Origin of the sequence: Nocardia niigatensis NBRC 100131, from assembly GCF_000308655.1 — a bacterium.
Taxonomy (GTDB): Bacteria; Actinomycetota; Actinomycetes; order Mycobacteriales; family Mycobacteriaceae; genus Nocardia; species Nocardia niigatensis.
The window spans coordinates 282170-303498 of the sequence record NZ_BAGC01000040.1; the positions used below are offsets into that span (position 1 = coordinate 282170).

At 69.2% G+C, this 21329-nt stretch carries 19 protein-coding genes and 1 tRNA gene; 12 read left to right on the top strand and 8 right to left on the bottom strand.

Annotation, left to right across the window (positions count from 1 at the left end; all coding sequences use genetic code 11):
- Window positions 1–4 precede the first annotated feature (4 nt).
- The 5 genes from ON33_RS14110 (at window position 5) to ON33_RS44000 (ending at window position 4827) form a co-directional block, all read left to right on the top strand.
- On the top strand, window positions 5–1663 hold the full coding sequence (locus tag ON33_RS14110; RefSeq protein ID WP_245550521.1) for a cutinase family protein: 1659 nt from the start codon (window positions 5–7) through the stop codon (window positions 1661–1663).
- The gene (locus ON33_RS38220; RefSeq protein WP_051152100.1) at window positions 1660–2925 is read left to right on the top strand and encodes a DUF8176 domain-containing protein; all 1266 of its coding nucleotides are present in this window, start codon (window positions 1660–1662) and stop codon (window positions 2923–2925) included. Before ON33_RS14110 ends, ON33_RS38220 begins: the two co-directional genes overlap by 4 nt.
- 149 nt (window positions 2926–3074) lie before the next feature.
- A tRNA-Gly gene (locus ON33_RS14120) sits at window positions 3075–3147 on the top strand.
- A 116-nt stretch (window positions 3148–3263) separates the two neighbouring features.
- Window positions 3264–3563, top strand: coding sequence for a hypothetical protein (locus ON33_RS14125; RefSeq protein WP_085996752.1), 300 nt, complete (start codon window positions 3264–3266; stop codon window positions 3561–3563).
- Window positions 3564–3642: 79 nt separating this feature from the next.
- Window positions 3643–4827 (top strand): sigma-70 family RNA polymerase sigma factor, encoded by a 1185-nt coding sequence (locus ON33_RS44000; RefSeq protein WP_051152102.1) that lies wholly within the window; start codon window positions 3643–3645, stop codon window positions 4825–4827.
- 139 nt (window positions 4828–4966) lie between these two features.
- Here ON33_RS44000 and rox read toward each other — a convergent pair whose 3' ends face one another.
- Window positions 4967–6394, bottom strand: coding sequence for a rifampin monooxygenase (rox, locus tag ON33_RS14135; protein ID WP_040858954.1), 1428 nt, complete (start codon window positions 6392–6394; stop codon window positions 4967–4969).
- Between the two features lie 145 nt (window positions 6395–6539).
- The gene (locus tag ON33_RS14140; protein WP_245550522.1) at window positions 6540–7517 is read right to left on the bottom strand and encodes a hypothetical protein; all 978 of its coding nucleotides are present in this window, start codon (window positions 7515–7517) and stop codon (window positions 6540–6542) included.
- A gap of 221 nt (window positions 7518–7738) precedes the next feature.
- Between ON33_RS14140 and ON33_RS40550 the strand changes: the two genes are divergently transcribed.
- Both ON33_RS40550 and ON33_RS40555 read left to right on the top strand, forming a co-directional pair.
- Window positions 7739–8971 (top strand): MFS transporter, encoded by a 1233-nt coding sequence (locus ON33_RS40550; RefSeq protein ID WP_051152105.1) that lies wholly within the window; start codon window positions 7739–7741, stop codon window positions 8969–8971.
- Window positions 8972–8979: 8 nt separating this feature from the next.
- Complete coding sequence (locus ON33_RS40555) at window positions 8980–9516, top strand: GNAT family N-acetyltransferase (RefSeq protein ID WP_085996738.1); 537 nt, start codon at window positions 8980–8982, stop codon at window positions 9514–9516.
- Window positions 9517–9896: 380 nt separating this feature from the next.
- Here ON33_RS40555 and ON33_RS14155 read toward each other — a convergent pair whose 3' ends face one another.
- Together ON33_RS14155 and zapE are read right to left on the bottom strand one after the other, a co-directional pair.
- Window positions 9897–10703, bottom strand: coding sequence for a tyrosine-protein phosphatase (locus tag ON33_RS14155; protein WP_040858956.1), 807 nt, complete (start codon window positions 10701–10703; stop codon window positions 9897–9899).
- Window positions 10704–10817: 114 nt separating this feature from the next.
- Window positions 10818–11840 (bottom strand): cell division protein ZapE, encoded by a 1023-nt coding sequence (gene zapE / locus ON33_RS14160; protein WP_051152107.1) that lies wholly within the window; start codon window positions 11838–11840, stop codon window positions 10818–10820.
- 35 nt (window positions 11841–11875) lie between these two features.
- Here zapE and ON33_RS14165 point away from each other — a divergent pair, with 35 nt between their 5' ends.
- The 4 genes from ON33_RS14165 to msrB all read left to right on the top strand — a co-directional run bounded on the left by ON33_RS14165 (window position 11876) and on the right by msrB (window position 16189).
- Window positions 11876–12649, top strand: a complete 774-nt coding sequence (locus ON33_RS14165; protein ID WP_040858959.1) for a pyrimidine reductase family protein — start codon at window positions 11876–11878, stop codon at window positions 12647–12649.
- A gap of 32 nt (window positions 12650–12681) precedes the next feature.
- Window positions 12682–14247: an alpha/beta fold hydrolase gene (locus ON33_RS14170; protein ID WP_040858960.1), complete on the top strand. Its 1566-nt coding sequence runs from the start codon at window positions 12682–12684 to the stop codon at window positions 14245–14247.
- 175 nt (window positions 14248–14422) lie between these two features.
- Window positions 14423–15718 (top strand): glycosyltransferase family 87 protein, encoded by a 1296-nt coding sequence (locus tag ON33_RS14175; protein ID WP_083868944.1) that lies wholly within the window; start codon window positions 14423–14425, stop codon window positions 15716–15718.
- A gap of 9 nt (window positions 15719–15727) precedes the next feature.
- Window positions 15728–16189: a peptide-methionine (R)-S-oxide reductase MsrB gene (msrB, locus tag ON33_RS14180; RefSeq protein WP_083868945.1), complete on the top strand. Its 462-nt coding sequence runs from the start codon at window positions 15728–15730 to the stop codon at window positions 16187–16189.
- Window positions 16190–16191: 2 nt separating this feature from the next.
- Here the strand turns inward: msrB and ON33_RS14185 are convergent, their stop codons facing one another.
- The 3 genes from ON33_RS14185 to ON33_RS43305 all read right to left on the bottom strand — a co-directional run bounded on the left by ON33_RS14185 (window position 16192) and on the right by ON33_RS43305 (window position 18430).
- The gene (locus tag ON33_RS14185) at window positions 16192–17154 is read right to left on the bottom strand and encodes an acyl-ACP desaturase (RefSeq protein WP_040858962.1); all 963 of its coding nucleotides are present in this window, start codon (window positions 17152–17154) and stop codon (window positions 16192–16194) included.
- A 382-nt stretch (window positions 17155–17536) separates the two neighbouring features.
- Window positions 17537–18232 carry a hydrogen peroxide-dependent heme synthase gene (gene hemQ, locus ON33_RS14190; RefSeq protein WP_040859270.1) on the bottom strand — a complete coding sequence of 232 codons (696 nt, stop codon included), beginning with the start codon at window positions 18230–18232 and terminating at the stop codon, window positions 17537–17539.
- A 54-nt stretch (window positions 18233–18286) separates the two neighbouring features.
- Window positions 18287–18430, bottom strand: a complete 144-nt coding sequence (locus tag ON33_RS43305) for a hypothetical protein (protein WP_245550523.1) — start codon at window positions 18428–18430, stop codon at window positions 18287–18289.
- 105 nt (window positions 18431–18535) lie between these two features.
- On the opposite strand from ON33_RS43305, the gene ON33_RS14195 reads away from it, so the two are divergent.
- The gene (locus ON33_RS14195) at window positions 18536–19486 is read left to right on the top strand and encodes a serine/threonine dehydratase (RefSeq protein ID WP_040858964.1); all 951 of its coding nucleotides are present in this window, start codon (window positions 18536–18538) and stop codon (window positions 19484–19486) included.
- Between the two features lie 64 nt (window positions 19487–19550).
- Here the strand turns inward: ON33_RS14195 and ON33_RS14200 are convergent, their stop codons facing one another.
- On the bottom strand, window positions 19551–20897 hold the full coding sequence (locus ON33_RS14200) for a protoporphyrinogen oxidase (RefSeq protein WP_040858965.1): 1347 nt from the start codon (window positions 20895–20897) through the stop codon (window positions 19551–19553).
- Between the last annotated feature and the right edge of the window lie 432 nt (window positions 20898–21329).

Below are 21329 nucleotides of genomic sequence, written 5' to 3' on the forward strand. Positions count from 1 at the left end.
CGACGTGCATCGGAAACTGCTGCCCACCCTGGGGTTTCGGAGTTCTGTCCTCTTGACCGCGGCCGTGTGCGTGGTCGCCACGGCGGCCGTCGGTCTGGCCCGCGGCGGGCCGCCGGACACCACGGTCCCCATCGACAAATGCCCGGCGCTGTTCGCACTCGGCGTCCAGGGCACCGGCGAATCCTCCCCCGACGCCGCCGTCACCACCGACACCGGCATGCTGTCGGAAGTCTTCCGGCCCATGATGGCCGCAGCCAGCGACGCCGGACTCGTGGACCGCGCCTACGTGCCCTACGAGGCCTCCTTCGGCGGCGCGGTGTCGATCTCCACCACCACCTACACCCAATCCGTCAGCGGCGGCCTGGACCGGCTGCGGTCCATGGCCAAACAGGTCACCGACCGCTGCCCCAACACCAAACTCGCCATCGCCGGCTACTCGCAGGGCGCGCACGTGGCCTCACAGTTCGCGCAGGAGGTCGGTGCGGGCAAGGGCACCGTCCCGGCCGAGCGGATCGCGGCCGTCGCGCTCTTCGGCGACCCCAACCGCAATGCCAACGCACCGCTGTTCCCGGGCAAGCCCGATCAGAAGCTGCCCACCGCCGCACCCGGCACGGACGGCAAATCGGTGGCGGCACTGGGTGATCCGCCCGCCACCAAAACCGCCTCCGGGGCGGGCATCGCTCCCGACAGCGCCACCCTGGAGAACTTCGGAAGCCTTGTCGGGCGGGTCGCCGAGTTCTGCACCGAGGGTGACCTCGCCTGCGACACCCCGGTGGGTGCGCCGCTCGTGCGGACCGTCGCCAATATCGCTGGGCAGACCGAGATTTCGGCCGGAGACCCGATCGGGTCGCTGAAGTCCATCGCGGAAGCGCTGGCCTTCACCTCGATCAAGACCGCCACCACGGTGGTGAACAACGACGTATCCGGCAACTCGCTGACCGACCTGTCCTACCAGCCGCAGAAGTCGATCTCGCAGCGCATCGCCGACGCCTCCAACCCCAGCACCCAGGTCGACATCCCGGGCGCGTTCCAGGCGCTGCTCAAGGTCGGCACCATCGCCATCAATTCCATTGTGGCCGTAGCGAAGAACATCCTGACCGCGGCCAATATCACCGAGATCGCCACCGCCGGACTGGCCAACCCCCTCGCCGGGCTGGCGGTGTTCGGGGCCAAGCTGGTCGGCGCGGTCACCACCCTGGTGCCGCCCACCACCATCAGCCGGCTCACCACGCAGGCGTTCACCGCCGTCACCCAGAACGTCACCGACAACAAGGACCTGCTCGACATCACCACCTGGGTGCGGTACTGGGACACCGCGCAGAAGCACGACTACACCCACGCGCAGGGCGCGGGCTTCGGGGAGAGCCCCACCGACTGGGTCGGACAGTGGTTCGCGGCCGTCGCCCACGACCTGTCCGGGTCCGCCACGCCCGGGGCCATTCCGAGTGGCGGCAGCGACAAGCCCACGCTGGGAATGGATTTCGCGGGCACCTCGACGACGCCCACCAGCGTCGCGCCCAACGGGCAGTTCCCGCTCGGCGGCGGCACCGGCACGCCCGGTAGCGGCGTCCCGGTGCTCACCTTCTCCTCCGGCCCGAGCACCACGCCTACCACCAGCGGGGCACCGCTCATCCCCGACCTCAGTCCGCGAGCGACGCCATGAGCACCACCGAATCGGGGCCGCGGACAACGGAATCGGAGCCGCCCACCCCGCCGCACGAGGGGGCGGAGACGTACACGGGCAGCTGGTCGGACTGGATCACCGGCGCGGCCGGGCCGCGACATGCCGGATACGGCGAGCAGTCCGACGACCGCCGGGGAAGCTCCGGCGGCCGCGAGAGCTACGCGAACAACGCGACCGGGCCCGAGGGGTCCGGCGACCAGGAATACGCCTCCGGCCGGAAGGCGGAATACCGTGGGCGTGCGGGCTACCGCGAGGAGTACGACGAGTACGAGGCCGACGAATTCGACGATGAGTACGACGAATTCGATGACGAGGACGAGTATTACGAGCCGCAGGTAGCGAACGGCTCCTCGCAAGCGCGGCATGCCGCCGGTTGGGGCGACGGCACTTCGGGGTACACGAGCGCCGGCTCGTCTCACGCCGGGTCCGTGGACAATTCATCGGCCGTCCGGCAAACCGACGCATCCCACGCCCGGCTGGGCCGCACCCGGAAGGCGGGCGATCCACCGAGGGCTCTCGCGGCCTACGACCTCGCCCGGCAGGCCGCGGGCATCGACGACCCTCCGCCGGGATACCCGACCGCTCGCAGACCCCTGAAACGGGCCGCGCGGCCGTCCCGGCAGGGGCCGCGATTCACGCTTCCCACGTTGAACGGCGGCCAGTGGGCCGTCCCTCTGCTGGGACTGCTCGCTGTCCTCGCGGTGACCGCCGCCATCGCCGTCCAGATCGCCAAGGCCACCGGCGGCGACGCACCCGCGAAACCGCATGTCGCCACCCCGCAGGCCGCGCCCGTCGCATCCGCGCCCGCCGCGCCCTCGCCGACCGACCAGCCGGCATCGGGGCTGCCCGCCGGCCTCTGCCCCAATGAGGTGAAGGGCGGCAATGTCCGCGGCAACGGGCCCGGCAGCACCAAGTCCGGGCCGGACGCGATTCTCGCGCTGCAGAACCGCTACTACGTCGACCGCTCCGGCAAGGCGGTCCGCGAGATGTTCGCCCCCGACGCGTCCACGCCGACCATCGAGCAGATCCAGGCCGGTATCGACAGCATCCCGGCGGGCACCACCTACTGCGTGCAGATCATGCCCGGCCCCTTCGACGGCCAGCACATCATGGTCGTCACCGAACAGCATCCCGACGCCACCAAGCGCACCTGGTCCCCCCAGCTGGTCATCACGACCAGGATCGGAGACTCGACTCTCATCTCGGCCATCGTCCCGATGACCGAGGACACTCCCAAATAGCCGCCGCGCCAAGATCGGAACGCCGCTCACCAGCCCCTCGCCGCATCCCGGGAACTCGGGGTTTGCCAGGCGTTTTGGAAATGCCGCGCGGGTGGACTAGTGTTCTCTCTCGCAGCCGGACGGGCCGAAACGGTCCAGAGGGCGGCGATGCGGATGTAGCGCAGCTGGTAGCGCATCACCTTGCCAAGGTGAGGGTCGCGGGTTCGAATCCCGTCATCCGCTCAACACAAGCCACAACACGCAGCGCACACGCCGCGAAAGTTGTTCTCACGCAGTAGATCCCGAGCACATTCGCAGCCATATCGGCCCGATTTCGCGGTAACCTTGTCAGAGTGACCATGTTGCTCAGCGCCTTCCACGACACTGTGCTTTCCCAACACGCCGTGCTCGCCCAGCTCGGCAATCCGACACCGGAGACACCGCCGGTCGCGGACAAGCTGATGAAGCTCGTCCGATACTTCACCTGGTTCGTGTTGCTGTCGGGTGTCCTGGGCATCACCTACGCCGGCGGCCGCTTCGCCTGGGAGAAGTGGTCGGGCGGCGGGCTCGCCTCCCCGAAGATGGTGGCCGGAGCGATGATCGGCGGGATCGTCGCCACCAGCGCGGGCACCATCATGAATGCCGTCATCGGATCCTGACCGTTCCGCGCGTGGTGCGCCGTGTGTCGGTGGGCACCGTTAGGCTCGTCGAACAGACTGGCGAAGACGGGTAGGGGCCTTGACGACGAGCGATGCACGCACCGCGCGCACCACACCGCGCGATGATCCGGCCGAGGGAGTCGACTTCGGGCTGGAGCACGTCAATGAGGTGCTGGCCGCCATGGCCGGCGACGTCGTGGCCGATCGGCCGCGAGACGCGGAACTGATCACCTGCAGACTGGGGCTCGACGGGGAAGGCCCGGAGACGCTGACGCTGCTGGGGGCGCGATTCGGGGTGTCGCGCGATCGAGCGCGGCAGCTGTACACGCGGGCCGTGGGCGCCATGCTGCGGCAGACTCTGGCCACCGGGGAGCACGATCTGGATGTGTTCGCGACACGCTACCCGGTGGGATGGGGCGATGAGCGACTGGTGCGGACCCTGCTCGCGGAAACCTATGCCACCGACGGCGATATCGCCGCACAGGACTGGGCGTATCTGAAGCTGCGCCTCGCCGGGCACGATCTGCAGGACTCGAAACGACTGGCGGGCTTCGTCTTTCAACGCATCGCCGGCTGGCAACAGAAAGGGCGCTGGCACCTGCTGCCCGCCACCCGAGCCGACGACGCGCCCGACGACATGTGGAACGCGTGGCTGCCGCGCGTCGAATGGGGCGACGGCGGCCCCGAGGACCTCCCCGTCCTCCCGGCCGGGCGCCTCGACTACGACGATGACGGCCGCGGGCGCATGTACTCCGAAAAGCTCGGCCGCGAAGTCACTTTCGACACCGCGCTGCAAGCCCGCCTGCTCCGCCTGCTCGACGCCAGCCCCCGCGTGGAATCCTTCCGCGAACTCCCCGCCGCCGTCACCTACGAACTCGACGGCGCCGAGCGCGTCCACTACCCCACCGCCGCAGCCCGATTCACCGACGGCCGCACCGTCCTCATCGACGTCCTCCCGCTGGCGCACACCGCCCTCCACCCCCAGCGCGCCCGCGCCGCCGCCACCCGCGCCCACGCCTTCACCCGCGGCTGGGGCTGGCTCACCTGGACCGGCAGCCACCACGGCATCCCAGACCTGCTGTCCCGCACCGTGAACGCACACCACGAGTCCACCCTGATGAGCCGCCTCACCGCCGCCCCGATGTCCTGGCCCGCCCTCGACGCCTACCGCCGCGAAACCGGCATCGACCTCCTGGACCTGGCCGCCTTGGTCCTCCGCCACGACTGGCAGTGGCACCGCGCCCCGTTCCGCCTCACCCGCTGACCGGTTCGAGATCGGAGAGCCGTCACCGAGAATCTCACCCACGCCGAGTGCTCCCTGACTCGAAGACCTTTGCGAGACCAGGTGCCGCCCGGGATGCGACCGTCGGCCGACAGGCGGGATCAGCGCCGCGCGGGCCGAATCAGCCTGTGGCGGTGCCGAACCAGCGGGGCAGGACGGTGAGGAGGTCGTGCTGGTCGGAACCGGCCCAGGCGATGTGGCCGTCGGGACGCAGCAGGAGGGCGGGGGCGGGGAGTTCCTCGCTGAGGTCGACGACATGGTCGACACGGTCGGACCAGCCCGCTGCCGAGAGCTGGCCGGTCTGATCCAGGAGCAGGCCGCGGCCTTCGTGCATGAGCTCGTAGAGGCGGCCGTGTTTCAGGGTGACGTCGCGCTGGCGGTGGCCCAGGAGGTCGTCGCCGGGGCCGAAGTCGTAGTGGACGCCGAGGGCGGTGACGCGCTCGATCAGGAAGCGGTGGACCTCTTCGAAATCCATCAGCTGGGTGATCAGGCGGCGGAGGGCCTGGGGGCCGGGTTCGAGGGAGGTGAGTTCGCTCATTGCGCGGGCGGTATCGAGGACGCCGGCCGCGACAGGGCGGCGTTCGGATTCGTAAGTGTCGAGGAGATCGGCTGGGGCCCAGCCGTTTACGGCCGCGGCCAGCTTCCAGCCCAGGTTGAAGGCGTCCTGGACGCCGAGGTTGAGGCCCTGGCCGCCGTTGGGCGGGTGGATGTGCGCGGCGTCGCCGGCCAGGAAGACACGGCCGGACCGGTAGGAGTCGGCCAGGCGGGTGGCGTCGCCGAAGCGGGACAGCCAGCGGGGTGAGTGGGCGCCGAAATCGGTGCCCGCGATGGCCTGGACCTGCCGCTTGAGTTCGTCGAGGGTGGGCGGGGCGTCACGGTCCTCGGCGACGCCGTCGGCGGGGGCGCCCAGGCGGAACACACCATTGCCCAGCGGCATCGCGCCGAAGCGGCGATGCGTCTTGTGCAGTTCCATCACCAGCGGCATCACCTCCTCCTGCGGTGTGGTCAGTTCCACTTCGCCCATCAGCGTCTCGTGCTTGGCGGGCTCGCCCGGGAAGCCGATACCGAGCAGTCTGCGGACCGTGGACCGGCCGCCGTCACAGCCCGCCAGATAGCGCGAGCGCAGCCGGGAACCGTCGGCCAGCTCGACCGTCACCCCGTCCGCGTCCTGGCTCAGCCCGGTCACCGCACAGCCGCGCCGGATCTCCGCGCCCAGCTCGACCGCCCACTCGGCCAGCAGGCGATCCGTGACCGGCTGCATCAGACCCAGCACGAACGGAAACGTGGTGTCCAAGCGCAGCGGCCGCGCGGGCGCGATCCCGGCGAAGAAGGCACTCGGATCGTGCTGCTTGCCCAGCGCCAGGAAACGATCCGCCACACCGCGCTGATCCAGCACCTCGACACTGCGCGCGTGCATCCCCATCGCCCGCACCACCTTGGTCGGCTCGGGGTCCCGATCCAGCACGAGCACCTCGACCCCGTGCAACCGCAACTCCGCGGCGAGCATCAGTCCCGTGGGCCCGGCACCGGCAATGATCACATCGGCCATGAATCGCCATCCTCTGATTTCCGCAGGTAATCGCCTTCCGGCCGACGATTGTGCGGCACATCCGGGGCCTTGCCGCAAGCCCCCCACTGCGATATACGTTGAAAGGGGAGGGAAATTCAGGCGGCGATTCGCGCCGACCCCGGCGCTACTTCAGCACCAGCCCCGCCGCGATGAACGTGATGATCACCATCACCGCGAACCAGGTGATCAGCTGCCAGTGCAGGATCGCGGACTTCTGACCGGCCACCGTCAGCCGCAGCGTGGCATCCACCCGATTGTGGTCGGCGATCTTGCGGCGGGTCTGGGCCAGATCATCGGCCTGCTGCTGAGCGGCGATCTCCGCCCGCTCCAGCCGGTGCGTCATGCGCAGCAGCTGTTTGGTCTTGTCGCGGGTCGCCTTGCGGGCCAGAGCCAGTGCGGTGCGCTGATTCTGAAGCTCCTGACGCTGCCGTGCGATGACGGCCGCCTGCGTCCGAGTGTGTCGTTCCCAGTCGGTCACTGTCGCCCATCCTCCCGTGTGCTCGTCGCGGCACCCGAACGCTATCTCCCCGGCGACCCAGCCTGTTACGAATTCCCGCAGTTCACAGGCGGATTGGCGAGCCGAGACCACACCGCCGGGGCCGGACACCAGCAAACCACCGAGCACCCGGTACTCGCAGCCTTCGGCGGCGAAGTCGTCGAGGCCGAGCGCGGGCAACTGCGCGGTCCAGAAACCCGGCGGGCAGATCCACAGCACCTCGCTGCAGCCTTCGTTGCGGAGTTCGGCGGTGATCGCGTGGGCGCGCGCCAACTCGGGTGGCGCGCTGGACACCTCGATGGCGACGCTGCGATCATCCTTGCGCCACAGCACGTCCGAGATCCGGGCGCCGACGGCGACATCGATCTGAACATCCTCGGCGCCGGCCGCCAGCAGCCGGCCGCGCAGCCAGAACTTGAGCCGCTGCACATCCCAGCGGCAGTCCGCGCAGTCGGTTTCCCGGCACCGCTCCCCCGCCGCGTGGCCGCGCCCGTCGGCGCCGCGCACGGCCGAATCTCCCACGGCCGTCGCAGGATTCGAGCGCGGATGCGGATCGGCAAGGGCCACCGACCGCTCGCGCGGAACTTCCACTCGCCTCGTGCTCACAAGATCACCCCAGCCACCACACTCACCGCACGGACCGCTTCCGTCGTATCGGAAACCACCAGCCCGAACCGTCACTTCCAGAGTGCCGCAGGGCATGCGCCCGCAAACAGAAAAGCGACCAGATTCGTTACCCAACCGCGAGCCGCGTGTGATCAAGCGCGACGCGGATCGTAACCCGTGCCCGGGATGCCGGAGCGGCCGACCGCCGCTACTCTTTCGAAATGCTCCCGCGTCAGTCCCCGAAGCAGCAGCTCAGCGCTCTCACCCCGACACTGCGGGCAGCGCGCTCTGCGAACTCGGTGGCCTTCGCGCTGCAGGGGTTCTTCCTGGCCGTGATCCTCACCGAACTCCCGCAGATGAAGGACAAGTTCGCGCTGTCCGACGGGCTGATCGTGGCGATCGTCGCGCTCATCTCACTGCTCGCGGGCGCGGGCAGCATCACCGCCGAGCGGATCGCGCTGCACTGGTCCAGCCGCACGGCACTGCGCGCCGGGCTGGCGCTCATCGCCGTCTCCGGCGTCGGGATCGCGCTGGCGCCGAACATCGTCGTGGCCTTCGTGGCGCTGGGGCTCTACGGCGTGGCGGTCGGCATGGTGGACGCCGGAACCAATATGCAGGCCGTCTTCATTCAACACGGCTATGGCAGATTCATCCTGGTGTCGTTCTACGCGGCCTGGAGCGCGGGATCGATCACGGGCGCGCTGTTCGTCGCCGCGTTCGAAGCTCTGAAAGTGCCGCTGTCGGCATCGATCCTGGTCGCCGCGGCCGTGGTGGCCATCGGCTGTCTGGCGGCGGGACCGCGGCTGCTGGGCACCGACGAGGCCGAAGCCGGTCCGGCCGAACACGAACCGACCAGCCCGGTGCCGATGCGGATCTTCTGGATCTTCGGCGCGGTGATCGCCCTCGCCTTCGCCATCGACCTCGCGGTCGGCAACTGGTCGGCGCTGTACCTGAAGGACGAGCTGCTGTCCTCGTCCGCGACCGCCGCGCTGGCGCTGGCCGCCTATCAGGGCGCGTCGCTGCTCGGCCGTCTCACCGGCGACCTGTGGGTGCGCCGGTTGGGGCCGCGCATGGTGGTACGGGTGGCCGCGGCGGTGGGGTCGGTCGGACTGGTGGTCGTGGTCGCCGCTCCGGGACCGGTGGCGGCGATCCTCGGATTCCTGGTCGCCGGATTCGGATTGCCGGTGATCGCGCCACTGTGCTTCAGCGAGGCCGGGCAACTCACCAGCGGCCGCGACCTGGACGCGCTCATCGCGCGGCTCAACCTGTTCAACTACGCGGGCACGCTGGTCGGCGGCGCGGTGGTCGGGGCGGTCGCCGACGCCGCCAATCTGCGTGCCGGATTCGCGATTCCGCTCGCCTTCGCGGTGGTGCTGATCGGGTTCGCGCGGGTCTTCCACACCCGCACCGAAGCCGCCCCCGCGGCCACCCAGCCCGCCGCGGAGCCTGCTTGACTGGGGCGGTGAGCGACACCGTAGCCATCCAGCCCGCGACCCCGGACGACGCCGACACCCTCGCCGCCGTCGCCGCGGCGACGTTTCCCCTGGCCTGCCCGCCCGGAACCACATCCGAGGACGTGGCCGCCTTCATCGCGGACGTGCTGTCCGCGGGCCGGTTCCGCGAGTACGTCGCCGATCCGGACCGGGTGGTGCTGAAGGCGGTGCTGGACACCGAGGTCGTCGGCTACGCGCTGCTCAACGCCATGGCGCCCGCCGATCCGAACGTCGCCGAGGTCATCACGCTGCACCCGGTGACCGAGCTCAGCAAGATGTACGTGCTGCCCGGCCAGCACGGCAACGGCGTCTCCGCGGCTCTCATGGGCACCGCCCTCGAGCAGGCCCGGGCCGACGCCAGCCGGGCCGTATGGCTGGGCGTGAACCAGCAGAACGTTCGCGCTCAGCGCTTCTACGGCAAGCACGGCTTCCGCGTCGCCGGCACCAAGACCTTCACCGTCGGCACTCAGCTGCACCACGACTACGTCATGCTGCACGAATTCTGAAGTGCCAGAAGGCGACCGGTGAAACGCCGGCGCATCCGGAGATCGGGGTCACCAGCACCACCGCGCCCGGGTTGGGTCGGTTGGGAGACGGTCGCGCGTTGGAGAATGAGCACAGGGATCTCCCGTTCTCGGCTCGGCGCGAGCCGGATGGGTGGAGCCCAAGCGAAAATCGAACGCCGACAGGCGGACAGGCGTGGGTGGGGACTCGACGCGGAGCAAAGCTCAACGCGGCGAAGCGATCCCAAGAACAGGAAACCGAAACCCATGAGGCCCGGTACGTTATCGGTGCGACGCGAGACCATCAACCACTTTGCCGTGGCTCACATCGGCCGGGCGTTGCCCGGCCGATCACGTTCGCCGTGACATCGTGAACGACCTTGTCAGGCCAACAGTTTCACCTTCAGCGCGGCCACGTCCGCGTCCGAGAGCCGCAGGCCCTCGCGCACATAGTCGTCGAAGCTGCCGTAGCTCTTGTTCACCTGATCGAAGGCCGAATCCAGGGCGGAGGCGGTGACGCCGTTCATCATGTCGCCGTCCTTGGCGCCCCGGTAGTAGTTCGACAGCAGGTAGTCGTAGTAGACGGTGTCCTTGTCCACGCCCAGGATGGTCAGCAGCAGGGCCGAGGTCCAGCCGGTCCGGTCCTTGCCCGCGGTGCAGTGGAACAGCACGCCGCCCGGGTGGTAGGCGATGTCGCGCAGCACGTTCGCGAAGCCCTCGTTCGCGCCGGGCGCGGTGATGAAGGCGCGGTACAGGTCGGTGCCCGCGGACAGGGTCGAGGCCATCACCTGCGGCGGAGCCTGGCCGATGATGTCGTCGTGATGCTCGGCGGCACCGGCCGGGACCTTGTCCACGCCCATGAACCGCTGCTCGTAGCCAGTGCGCAGATCGTGGATCGAGGCCACGTTCAGCGATGCCAGCTGGGCCAGGTCGGCGTCGGTGGCCTTGCTGAGGTCGCCGGTGCGGAAGACCAGGCCGCTACGCACGGCATGGCCGTCGGCGGTCCGGTAGCCACCTGCGTCCCGGGCGTTGAGCACGCCGGTCAGGCCGAGGGCACGGCTGTCGGTGTTCGCGAGCACGCTGCTGGTGGCGACGGGCGGGTCGGCGGCGAAGGCGGTCGCCACCGATCCGAGGGTCGCGGACAGGGCGAGGGTGACCACCGCGGCGGCTTGGGCAGCACGGGTACGCAAGGCGTTTCTCCTTCCGGGGCCGAAAACCGAATTCGGCACGGCTTTCGCTGACCCCCGGAATTTATTACCTAAGGAAACTATGAGAGCGGCCGGGGTGCCCTCACCGCCGGGAGATCAGGCGTGGGCCGGAACCTCGAACCGCGACAGCGCCAGCAGACGCGAGATCGCGCGAAGGTACTTCTTGCGGTAGCCGCCGTCGAGCATCTCCTGGGTGAAGATCTGGTCCAGCTTCGCGCCGGAGACGGTCACCGGGATGCCCGCATCGTACAGGCGGTCGGCGAGCACCACGACGCGCAGCGCGACAGCCTGATCGGTCACCGAGTGCACATCCGAGATGTACACGGCCGAGACCTCGTGGATCAGCGCACCGTAACGGGACGGGTGCAGCGTGCTCAGGTGCTTGATCAGCGCGTCGAAATCGTCGAGCGTGGAACCCGGGGTGTCGGCGGCCTTCTCGGCCAGCAGCTCGAAGGCCGTGGGCTCCGGGGCGGGCGGCAGATCGCGGTGCCGGTAGTCGGGGCCGTCCACCCGGACCGCCTCGAACAGCGCGCCCAGCTTCTTGATCTCGCGCAGGAAGTCCTGGGCGGCGAACCGGCCCTCACCCAGCTGACCCGGCAGGGTGTTGGAGGTGGCCACAATCGAGACACCACGGTCGGTCAGCTCGGTGAGCAGACGCGAGACCAGCATGGTGTCGCCCGGATCGTCGAGCTCGAACTCGTCGATGCACAGCACACTGTTGCCCGAGAGCCGCTCGACCGCATTGTTGAAGCCCAGCGCGCCGACCAGATTGGTGACCTCGCCGAAGGTGCCGAAGGACTTGGGGCCCGGCACGCTGTGGAAGATCGAGGCCAGCAGGTGGGTCTTACCCACACCGAAGCCGCCGTCCAGGTACAGGCCGATGCCGTGCACCGGCTTCTTCTTGCCGAACAGGCTCTTCTTGTCCGCGGCCTTGCGGAGCTTGGCCACCTGATCCGCGAAAAGCTCGGCCTTCAGCACGGCCGCGGCCTGAGACGGTTCCTTCGGATCCGGGATGTAGGAACCGAAGCTCACCTCGTCGAAGGTGGGCGGGGGAACCATCTGGGCCACGAGCTGGTCTGCCGGAACCTCCGGGTGGCGATCGACGAGGCGTTGTTGCACTGCGTCAGCGTAGATGCGTGGTGTGATGGGGCCTTATGCAGCGTATGCCGAATGCGATTCAGCTCACAGATCTCACCCGCGACGACCTGGTCGAGTTGTACGCGTATCCGATCGAGCCATCCGCGCCGTACGTGCGTGTCAACTTCGTCACCAGCATCGACGGGGCTGTCAGTGTGGACGGGCGATCCGGTGCGCTGGGCACGCCCGCCGACAAGCGGATCTTCGGGCTGCTGCGGGATCTGGCCGACGTGGTGCTGGTCGGCGCGGGGACCGTGCGCGCGGAGAATTACGGTGCGGCGCACACCGATTCGGAGCTGCGCAAGCGGCTGCACCGCGAGGGCCTCGGCGGCGACCCGGACGGGACACCGCCGCGCATCGCGGTCGTCACCAGCACCGCGGCCCTCGATCCGGCGAGCAAGCTGTTCACCGACACCGGGGCGCGGCCGATCATCCTCACCACCACCGCCGCGCCCGACGACCGCAAGAAGCTGCTCATCGACGCGGGCGCCGAAGTGATCGAAGCCGAGCCCGGCGAAGCCACCGTCACCGCCGTCCGCGCCGCGCTCGAAGGACGCGGACTGCGGCGGGTGCTGTGCGAAGGCGGCCCCTCGCTGTTCGGCCAATTCCTCACCGCCGGGGCCGTCGACGAGCTGTGCCTGACCGTATCCCCGCAGCTGGTAGGCGGGACCGCGAGCCGAATCGCGGTGTCCCCCAAGGCCCTGCCCACCCCGATGAACCCCTGCCACCTGCTGATCGACACCGACGGCACGATCCTCACCCGATGGGAACGCGCGCACACCCGAGGCTGAAACCGCGTGCCGGACCTGGCAGGCTGTACCGCATGCGCTGGACTCGGGCCGCTCTGCTGGCGTCGACACTGTCGATATTGGTGACCACCGCGTGCGGGGCCGGGCCGTCCAACCGGCCCGCCGTCGCCGTGGAACAGCCGCACCAGGCCGGAGCCGCCGCCACCTCCACCGCGCCCGCCGACGCCACCCCGCCCGCCCCCGAGGTGCCCAAGGCCGAGCTGGCCTGGAAGGACTGCACCGCACCGACATTGAGCCTGCTGTCGCTCGGCGCGCCGCCGCAGGGACTGATGCTCGAATGCGCCGAATACACCTCGCAGGTGGACGTCGCCGGAAACGTGGCCGGCAACTTCCGCAATGCGGCGATCCGGGCCCGCTACGACCGCACCCCCAAGGACGCCGCACCGCTCATCCTGACCTCAGGATCGGATCGGTCCTCGACAGCCACCCTGGCCGGGCTCGCGGCCGGGCCCGCCAGCGCGCTGCTGGCCGCGCGGCCGATCATCGCGGTCGACCGGCGCGGCATCGGCAGCTCCCAGCCCGTGGCCTGCATGACCGACCCGCAGCGCAAGGCCATCGCCGATCAGAGCCAATTCACCCGCGGCGCAACCGATGCCGTCGACGCCATGAGCACCGCCGGGCGCGACGCCACCGTGGCCTGCCTGGACTTCCTGGCCCCCGCCCAGGCCACCTTCGACGCCCCGCACGCCGCCGACGACCTCGAGCAGCTGCGCAAGCAGTTGCAGGTGGACCACATCGCGCTGCTGGGCACCGGAACCGGCGCGAACGTGGCATTGAACTACGCGCGCAAGTACGGAGAGCACCTCGGCCGGCTGGTCCTCGACTCGCCGCAGGCGGTCGGCACGGACGCGAACGGGCGCGCCGAACAGCGGGTCAAGGGGCAGGAGGCCGCGCTCACCGCGTTCGGGCAGCGGTGCGCGTCGCTGAACTGCTCGCTCGGCGGCGACCCGCGGACCGCCGTCATCGATCTGGTGAACAGGGCCGCGGCCGGACAGCTCGGGGACCTGTCCGCCTCCGTCCTGGTCACCACCCTGAGCGGATTCCTCGGCGACTCCCGGGCCACCGGCAATCCGCAGATCACCGAATTCGCCGACGCGCTCAGCGCCCTCGGCAAGGGCGACCACGGGCCGATCACCCCGTTCGTGCTGCGCGCCGCCGCGGGCGTCGCCAGCGACGGTCAATTCGTCAACCGCTGCAGCGACAATCACGAGCCCTCCACCCCAGACAAGGCCAAGTCACTCGAAACCACCTGGGGCACACAGTATCCCGTGTTCGGCAAGGTCGCGGCCATCGACCTGATGGCCTGCTCGGCCTGGCCCGCAGCCACCCCCATGACGCTGCCCGACAAGCTCCACCTGCCCGTCCTCGTACTCGGCGGCAGCGCCGACCCCGTCACCGGCCAGGACGGCCGCCCCACCGTCACCGGCGCGCTCGGCGCGGCCGGGGCGCGCACCTCCACCGTCGTCTGGCAGGGCTGGGGACACCCGACCTTCACCCACTCCGGCTGTGCCCAGCAGTCCCTCGCCGACTACCTGAAAGACGCCACCCTCCCCGCCGACGGCACCGCCTGCCCGGCCTGACCGGACCCGCCGAGTGACGCCGGTCACCCCGCCCCGGCCGGAGGAGTGTGCTTGACTGGCTGGACCATTCGGGGTCGGCCGGGGATTCCTCCGACCGGTGGGTGCGGTGTGTGCCACGCAACCCTAAGGCGGGTCGGCGCATGTGTGACGGCGGGTTTCGGTGTACCGTGCCCGAGTGTTCCTTCGCCAGCTCGAGCCCCGCACTGCTCGCACCACCGCCGAAGTATTCAGCTTCGCCCTGTGGCCCATCGCGATACTCACCGTGCTCAACCGGGTGTTCATCAAGGCTGTCAACGGGTACATCACCGACGACTTCCGTCCGGTGTACAACGCCTCGCTGGCGTTCCTGAACCATCACGCCATCTACGGCGAGAACTACGACACCACCGACCCGCACTACCTGTACCCGCCCGGCGGGACGCTGCTGATCTCGCCGCTGGCGATCATCGACCCCGAGAAGTCGCGCTGGTGCTTCATCCTGGTCAACGCGCTCGCCATCCTGCTGGCCTGGTACCTGCTGCTGAAGCTGTTCGACTTCACGCTGAACTCGGTGGCCGCGCCGGCCCTGCTGCTGGCCATGTTCAGCTCGGAGACGGTGACCAACACGCTGGTGTTCACCAACATCAACGGGTGCCTGTTCCTGGCCATGGTCGGGTTCCTGCACCTGGTGCTGAAGCGCAAGGACCTGTGGGCGGGTGTGGCGCTGGGATTGACCATCACGGTGAAGGGACCGCTGCTAGCGCCGCTGCTACTGATTCCGCTCGTACGCGGACAGTGGAAGGTGTTCATCACCGCGCTCGGCATCCCGGTGGCGCTCAACCTGCTCGCCTGGCCGTTGATCGTGGATTACAAGCAGTTCTGGACCGAGACGCTGCCCTACCTGTCCGCCTCGCGTGACTACTTCAACAGCGCGATCGTCGGCAACGGCGCCTACTACGGTGTCGCCGACTGGCTGGTCTGGACCATCCGGATCGCCATGGCCACGATCGTCGCCCTCACCCTGTGGCTGCTCTACCGGTATTACCGCGACGACGAGGTTTTCTTCGTCTGCACCTCCGCCGGCATCATGATCACCACGGTGCTGCTGCTCGGGCCGCTGGGCCAGATGTACTACTCGATGTTCCTGTTCCCGCTGCTGATGACCGTGGTGTTGCGCAACTCGGTGATGCGCAACTGGCCCGCCTGGGTCGCGGTGTTCGGGTTCATGTCCTACGACAAGTGGCTCTCCGACCGCTGGCAGCACGTCGGGCGGGTGCTCGAGTACCTGCGCACCACCTTCGGCTGGACGCTGCTGCTCATCGTCGCGTTCTGCGTCCTCGGCGACCGCTACCTGGCCGCCAAGCGCGAGGGCCGGCTGCAGGTCGGCAAGTCCCTCGACCCCGCCTGGATGCACCCGGAATGGGCCACCGAGGACACCGAGGACACCGAGGTCGCCGCTCCGGCGCGGACGAAGGCCGGCGCCGCGTACTAGCGTGGAACCATGAGTTCCGAAGGCGACACCTCGACGACCGAGACTGCGGGACTGCCCGCCCCGCGCATCCAGCTGACCCCGCAGGAATGGCGGACCAAGCTGACCCCGGACGAATACCGGGTACTGCGCGAAGCGGGCACCGAGCGGGCGTTCACAGGCGAGTACACCGACACCGAGACCGACGGCGTCTACTCCTGCCGGGCCTGCGGAGCCGAACTGTTCCGCAGCGCCGAGAAATTCCACTCGCACTGCGGCTGGCCGTCGTTTTTCGACCCGGCGCAGTCGGACGCGGTCGTGCTGGTGGAGGACAACTCGCTGGGCATGCGACGTGTCGAAGTGCTGTGCGCCAACTGCCACAGCCACCTGGGGCACGTGTTCGAGGGCGAGGGTTACCCCACGCCCACGGACAAGCGCTACTGCATCAACTCGATCTCGCTGCGGCTGCACCCCGCGGCGGACTCCACCAGCTGAGCTCACCGGACGGTCGCGAGACCCTTCTCGGCCTTGGCCGCTTCGCGCGCCAGGATGCGGGCCCGTTGTTCCTCGAATCGGATGACGTCCTTCTCGAGCTTCTCGAGGTACATGGCGAGTCCTTCGCGGACCTTCTCGCCGCGAGCGGTGAAGTCGTTGCGCTCGAACACCTTCCAGGTCCGCAGCACCGGCCAGAGGACCTCGTCGAGATGCTGGCGTAAGTCGTAGATGCCGTGCTTGACCATCAACACGCCATTGCGACGCCAGTTCGGCATGCCGTGGCCCGGCATCGTGAAGCTCAGCGCCACCGAGGTGATGGCTTCGATGGCCTGATCCGGTGCGACGTCCAGCGCGGCGCCGGTCACATTGCGGTAGAAGATCATGTGCAGGTTCTCGTCCGCGGCGATGCGAGCCAGCAGGCGATCGGCGACCGGATCGTTGCACACCCGGCCGGTACTGCGGTGGCTGACGCGAGTGGCGAGTTCCTGGAACGTGACATAGGCGACCTGATCGAGTACCCCGCCGAACCCCTGGGGTGCGTGCACGCCCCTGGTCATGTGGACCATCCGGTCGTGCTCGAGCGCAACAGGATCGACGCTGCGGGTGACGACCAGATAGTCGCGCATGGCGATGGCGTGGCGGTTCTCCTCCGCGGTCCATCGCCCCACCCAGGTGCCCCACGCGCCGTCCATCGAGAAGTTCTCCGCGATGATGCGGTGGTAGGAGGGCAGATTGTCCTCGGTGAGCAGGTTCGTGATCATCGCGACCTTCGCCACTTCCGACAGCCTGGATTGCTCGGGGGCCCAGTCGGTTCCGCCCATCGCGGCGAAGTTGTAGCCGTCGTCCCATGGCACGTAGTCGTGCGGATTCCAATCCTTCGCCATGGACAGGTGCCGGTCGATATTGCTGCCGACGACCGGTTCCAGCTCGGTCAGCAGCTCGAGTTGCGTCAAATCTTTCGCCATGCAAAGCCCTCCGATGTCGGTGGAACAAACATGCAGACCAATAGACCACTCAACAGATGAGACCTCGCCGCACCACAACAGCAACCGGCCAGGCCATCGTGCACACGATAGTCTGCCGCTCTCACCGGCGGCGAAATATGCGCGTGTTCGAGGGCGCGGGATATCCCGCGCCCACGGACAGCGCTCCTGCACAACTCGATTTCGCCCCGGCTGCACCCCTCGGACAGCGCAGCTGATCGATGCGCAGAAAGACTATGGGGGAGACAGGAATACACGCATGCCCCGAATTCTCCGGGCAGGCAATCGGACAACTTCGAGCGAACACGGATCGGGCCCGGCCGCACGATGCGGCCGGGCCCGAAGAGTTCCGAGATCCGATGCCCTACGGCAGGGCGGCGATGAGCTGTTCGACCTCGACGCGCGGACCGGTGAAGAACGGAACCTCCTCGCGCACATGGCGGCGCGCCTCGGTGGCACGCAGATCGCGCATCAGGTCCACGATGCGGTGCAGCTCGGGGGCCTCGAATGCGAGGATCCACTCGTAGTCGCCCAGGGCGAACGAGGCCACGGTGTTGGCGCGCACGTCCGGGTAGTCGCGGGCCTCCTTGCCGTGGTCGGCCAGCATTTTGCGGCGCTCCTCGTCGGGCAGCAGGTACCAGTCGTAGGAGCGCACGAACGGGTACACGCAGATGTAGTTGCCCGGCTCCTCACCCGCGAGGAAGGCGGGGATGTGGGACTTGTTGAACTCGGCCGGGCGGTGCAGGGCGGCATTGCTCCAGACCGGGTTCGAGATCTGGCCCAGCTCGGTGGTGCGACGGAAGTCGGCGTAGGCGGCCTGCAGATCCTCGATCCTCTCGGCGTGCCACCAGATCATGAAGTCGGCGTCGGCGCGCAGGCCGGCCACGTCGTAGATACCGCGCACCACCACGCCGCGCTCCTCGAGCGAGTCGAAGAAGGCGCGCGCCTCCTTGATCACCGCCTGGCGGTCGTCGCCGAGCACGCCGGGCTCCACCTGGAACACCGAGAACATGAGGTAGCGGATGGTGTCGTTGAGGGCCTTGTAGTCGAGTCGCGCCATGGCCTCCATCGTGCCACTGCGCCCGCACCGGCCAGAAGTGGGGCAGGGCGTGATTCAGCTCGCCACGGCGGCCCAGGAGCCGATGAGCCGGCCCGAGCCGTCATGGCGGGCGTCGCGGATCTCGATGATCGCCGGCCCCGACCGGGCGATGGCCCCGGGGGTCGCCGCTTCGAGTTCCTGGGCATATGTCCAGCGCAAGTTACAGTGGAGCAAGGGGGTCCATCGGCTCGAGCGCGTTTCCTGAGCCGTGCCGTGCACCCACTCGGTGGGACGAGAATCCGCGACGCAAACGAAAGAGCACCAGTGCATCCGACTTATGCCGACGTGATAACCGCCGCCGACCGCATCTCCGGCCACACCCGGCCGGTCGTCCTCGCCCGCGCGGACGCCGACACCGTGCCGGTCGCCGGCGAGGTCTGGCTCGCACTCGAGCACATGCAGCACACCGGCAGCTTCAAGGCGCGCGGGGCCGCGAATTTCGTACTGGCACAGCGGGAGCAGGGGCTGCTGCCCAAGGTGGGAATCACCATCGCGTCCGGCGGGAACGCCGGGGTGGCGTGCGCGTGGGCGGCCCGGCTGGTCGACTCCGCCGCCACCGTCTTCCTGCCCGGCTCCGCACCCGCGGTGAAGGTGGCGCGCCTACACGCGCTGGGGGCACAGGTGCTGTGCGGCGGCGACGCCTACGCCGACGCGGCCGCCGAATGCGAGCGATACGCCACCGTCAGCGGGGCATTACGCTCACACGCCTATGACGACCCCTACATCGCGGCGGGCGCGGGCACACTGCTCGACGAAATCGTCACGCAGGTACCAGAACTCGACACCGTGGTCGTGGCCGTCGGCGGCGGCGGGCTGCTGACGGGGATCACGGTGTCGGCCAACCATCACGGCGTGCGCGTCGTCGCCGTCGAGCCCGAACGCTGTCGCGCCTTCAACGCCGCTCTCGAGACCGGTGAGCCCGTGGACGTCGAGATCGACTCCATCGCAGCCGATTCCCTCGGCGCGCGCCGCGTCACTGCGATGGCCTTGTCCGCCGCCGCCGAAGGCGACGTCCGCTCGGTCCTCGTCACCGACAAGCAGATCGCCGCCGCCCGCCAAACCCTGTGGGACTGCCGCCGAGTCGCCGCCGAACACGGCGCCTGCACCGCTCTCGCCGCTCTCCTCTCGGGCGCCTACGTCCCCGCCCCCGGTGAACGGGTGGCGGTCATCGTTTGCGGTGCGAACACCGACCCGACGGACCTGGTGCCGCGCTGAGTCTCCGCGCCAGGACCTCGATGCTGGAGACGGCCCTCCTCGGCAGGCGAGTGGATTCCAGGGGTCAGGCCAGGTGGTCGATGATGCGGGCGGCGGCCTTGGTGCCGGTCGCGGCGCAGGCGGGGACGCCGACGCCGTCGAGGTAGGCGCCGGCCAGCGCCAGGCCGGGGAGATCGGCTGTGGCGGAACGCAGGTCGGCGATGCGGGTGGTGTGACCCGGGGCGTATTGGGGGAGGCCCCCAGGCCAGCGCTGGACCACCGCGCGGAGGGGTCGGATGTCGGCCGACGTGACGGTGGTCAGGTCTTCGACCGCGGCGGTGATGAGGTCGTCATCGGACCAGGACAGTGGGGTCGGGTCGCCGAAGCGGCCGAAGGAGGCTCGGACCAAGGCCACGTCACGGGCCGCGAGGTGGGGCCATTTGCGGCTGGAGAGGGTGAATGCCTTGGCTCGCAAGGGTTCACCGGTGGCCACCAGGATGCCGGAATTGTCGGGGAGGGCGGTCTCGGGCGGGAGAGCCAGGGCCACCACGGCCGAGGAGGCCAGTTCGATGCCGGCGGCCAGTTCGGCGGCTTGCGGTGCCACTTCGCGCAGGAGTTCCGCGGTGACCGCGGCGGGGGTGGCGAGAATCACGGCGTCCACGTCGCCGACCGGGTCGAGCCGCCAGCCCTGCGCGGTGCGGGTGAGAGTCGTTACCGCGGTGCCGATTTCGGCCTTCACGTCGGCGGCGGTGCGCAGCGCGTCCAGCAGGACGCGGTAGCCGTCACGGATACCGCCGAAGACCGGCGCGGTGCTGGGCGGCGGCAGGGCGTCCGACACGGCCCGGGTCAGGCTGGTCGCGCCGCGATCCAGGGCGGCGGCCAGCGTCGGTAGCGCGGCACGCACGCCGATCGAATCCGCAAGGCCCGCATACACACCCCCGAGCAGCGGGTCCACGCTGCGCCGGACCACCTGCTCCCCGAAGCGATCCCGCACCAGCTCCCCCACCGAGACGTCGCTTCCCCGCTCCCACCGCAGCGGCCGCGACGGCTCCTGCTCGATCGCGGCCAGGGTCTGCGCATCCACCAGGCCCGCAACCGATTCCGGCCCGGCGGGGATACCCATCAGCGTCCGCTCCGGCAGCCGATGCCCGGCTCCGTTCGACCACACCAGCGGCCGCTTCCCGGCCGGATGCACGAGCTGGTCCTCGATCCCCAACTCCCCCATCAGCTCCGGAATCTCGGGCCGCCGCCCCACGAAGGCCTCGGCTCCGAGATCGACCGGATCCCCCTCGATCTCCACGGTGCGCAGAATCCCCCCGACCCGATCCCGCCGCTCCACCAGAATCAGTTCCGCCGCGTCCCCGAGCGCCTTCCGCATCCGATACGCAGCCACCAGTCCACTGATGCCGCCCCCGACAACCGCGACCCGCATCGACCACTCCTCGCCACTCGTTCAACGCCGCGCCCGCGCGACCCGCGGCCCGCACCTCGACAACGAGCCGCTCCCGGACCAACCTACTCCGACAGCCTGTCGTAGTTCGCCCGGGTGCCGAGCACCACAATCCCGGCCCGATCGGGAAGGATTGTGACGGGCCGCGCTCACCAGCACATTCGCCCAATCCGGCCCACACCGGGACGTGATCGATGCCGCACCACGAGTACCGCATCGGTCGACGTCGGGCAATGATGGGATTTCGACCCGGACGGTCTGCCCGCCACTGATCCCCGGTTCATGCGGCGCCCGGACGTCGGCGGCCAGCGACGCCGATCCGGCCTGGGCCGAGCAGCCGTTCGCGACGTTCGCCAATGATCAGCCGTTCGTCACGGCGCGGAACGACGGTGAGATCGCATACAACCATGAGCC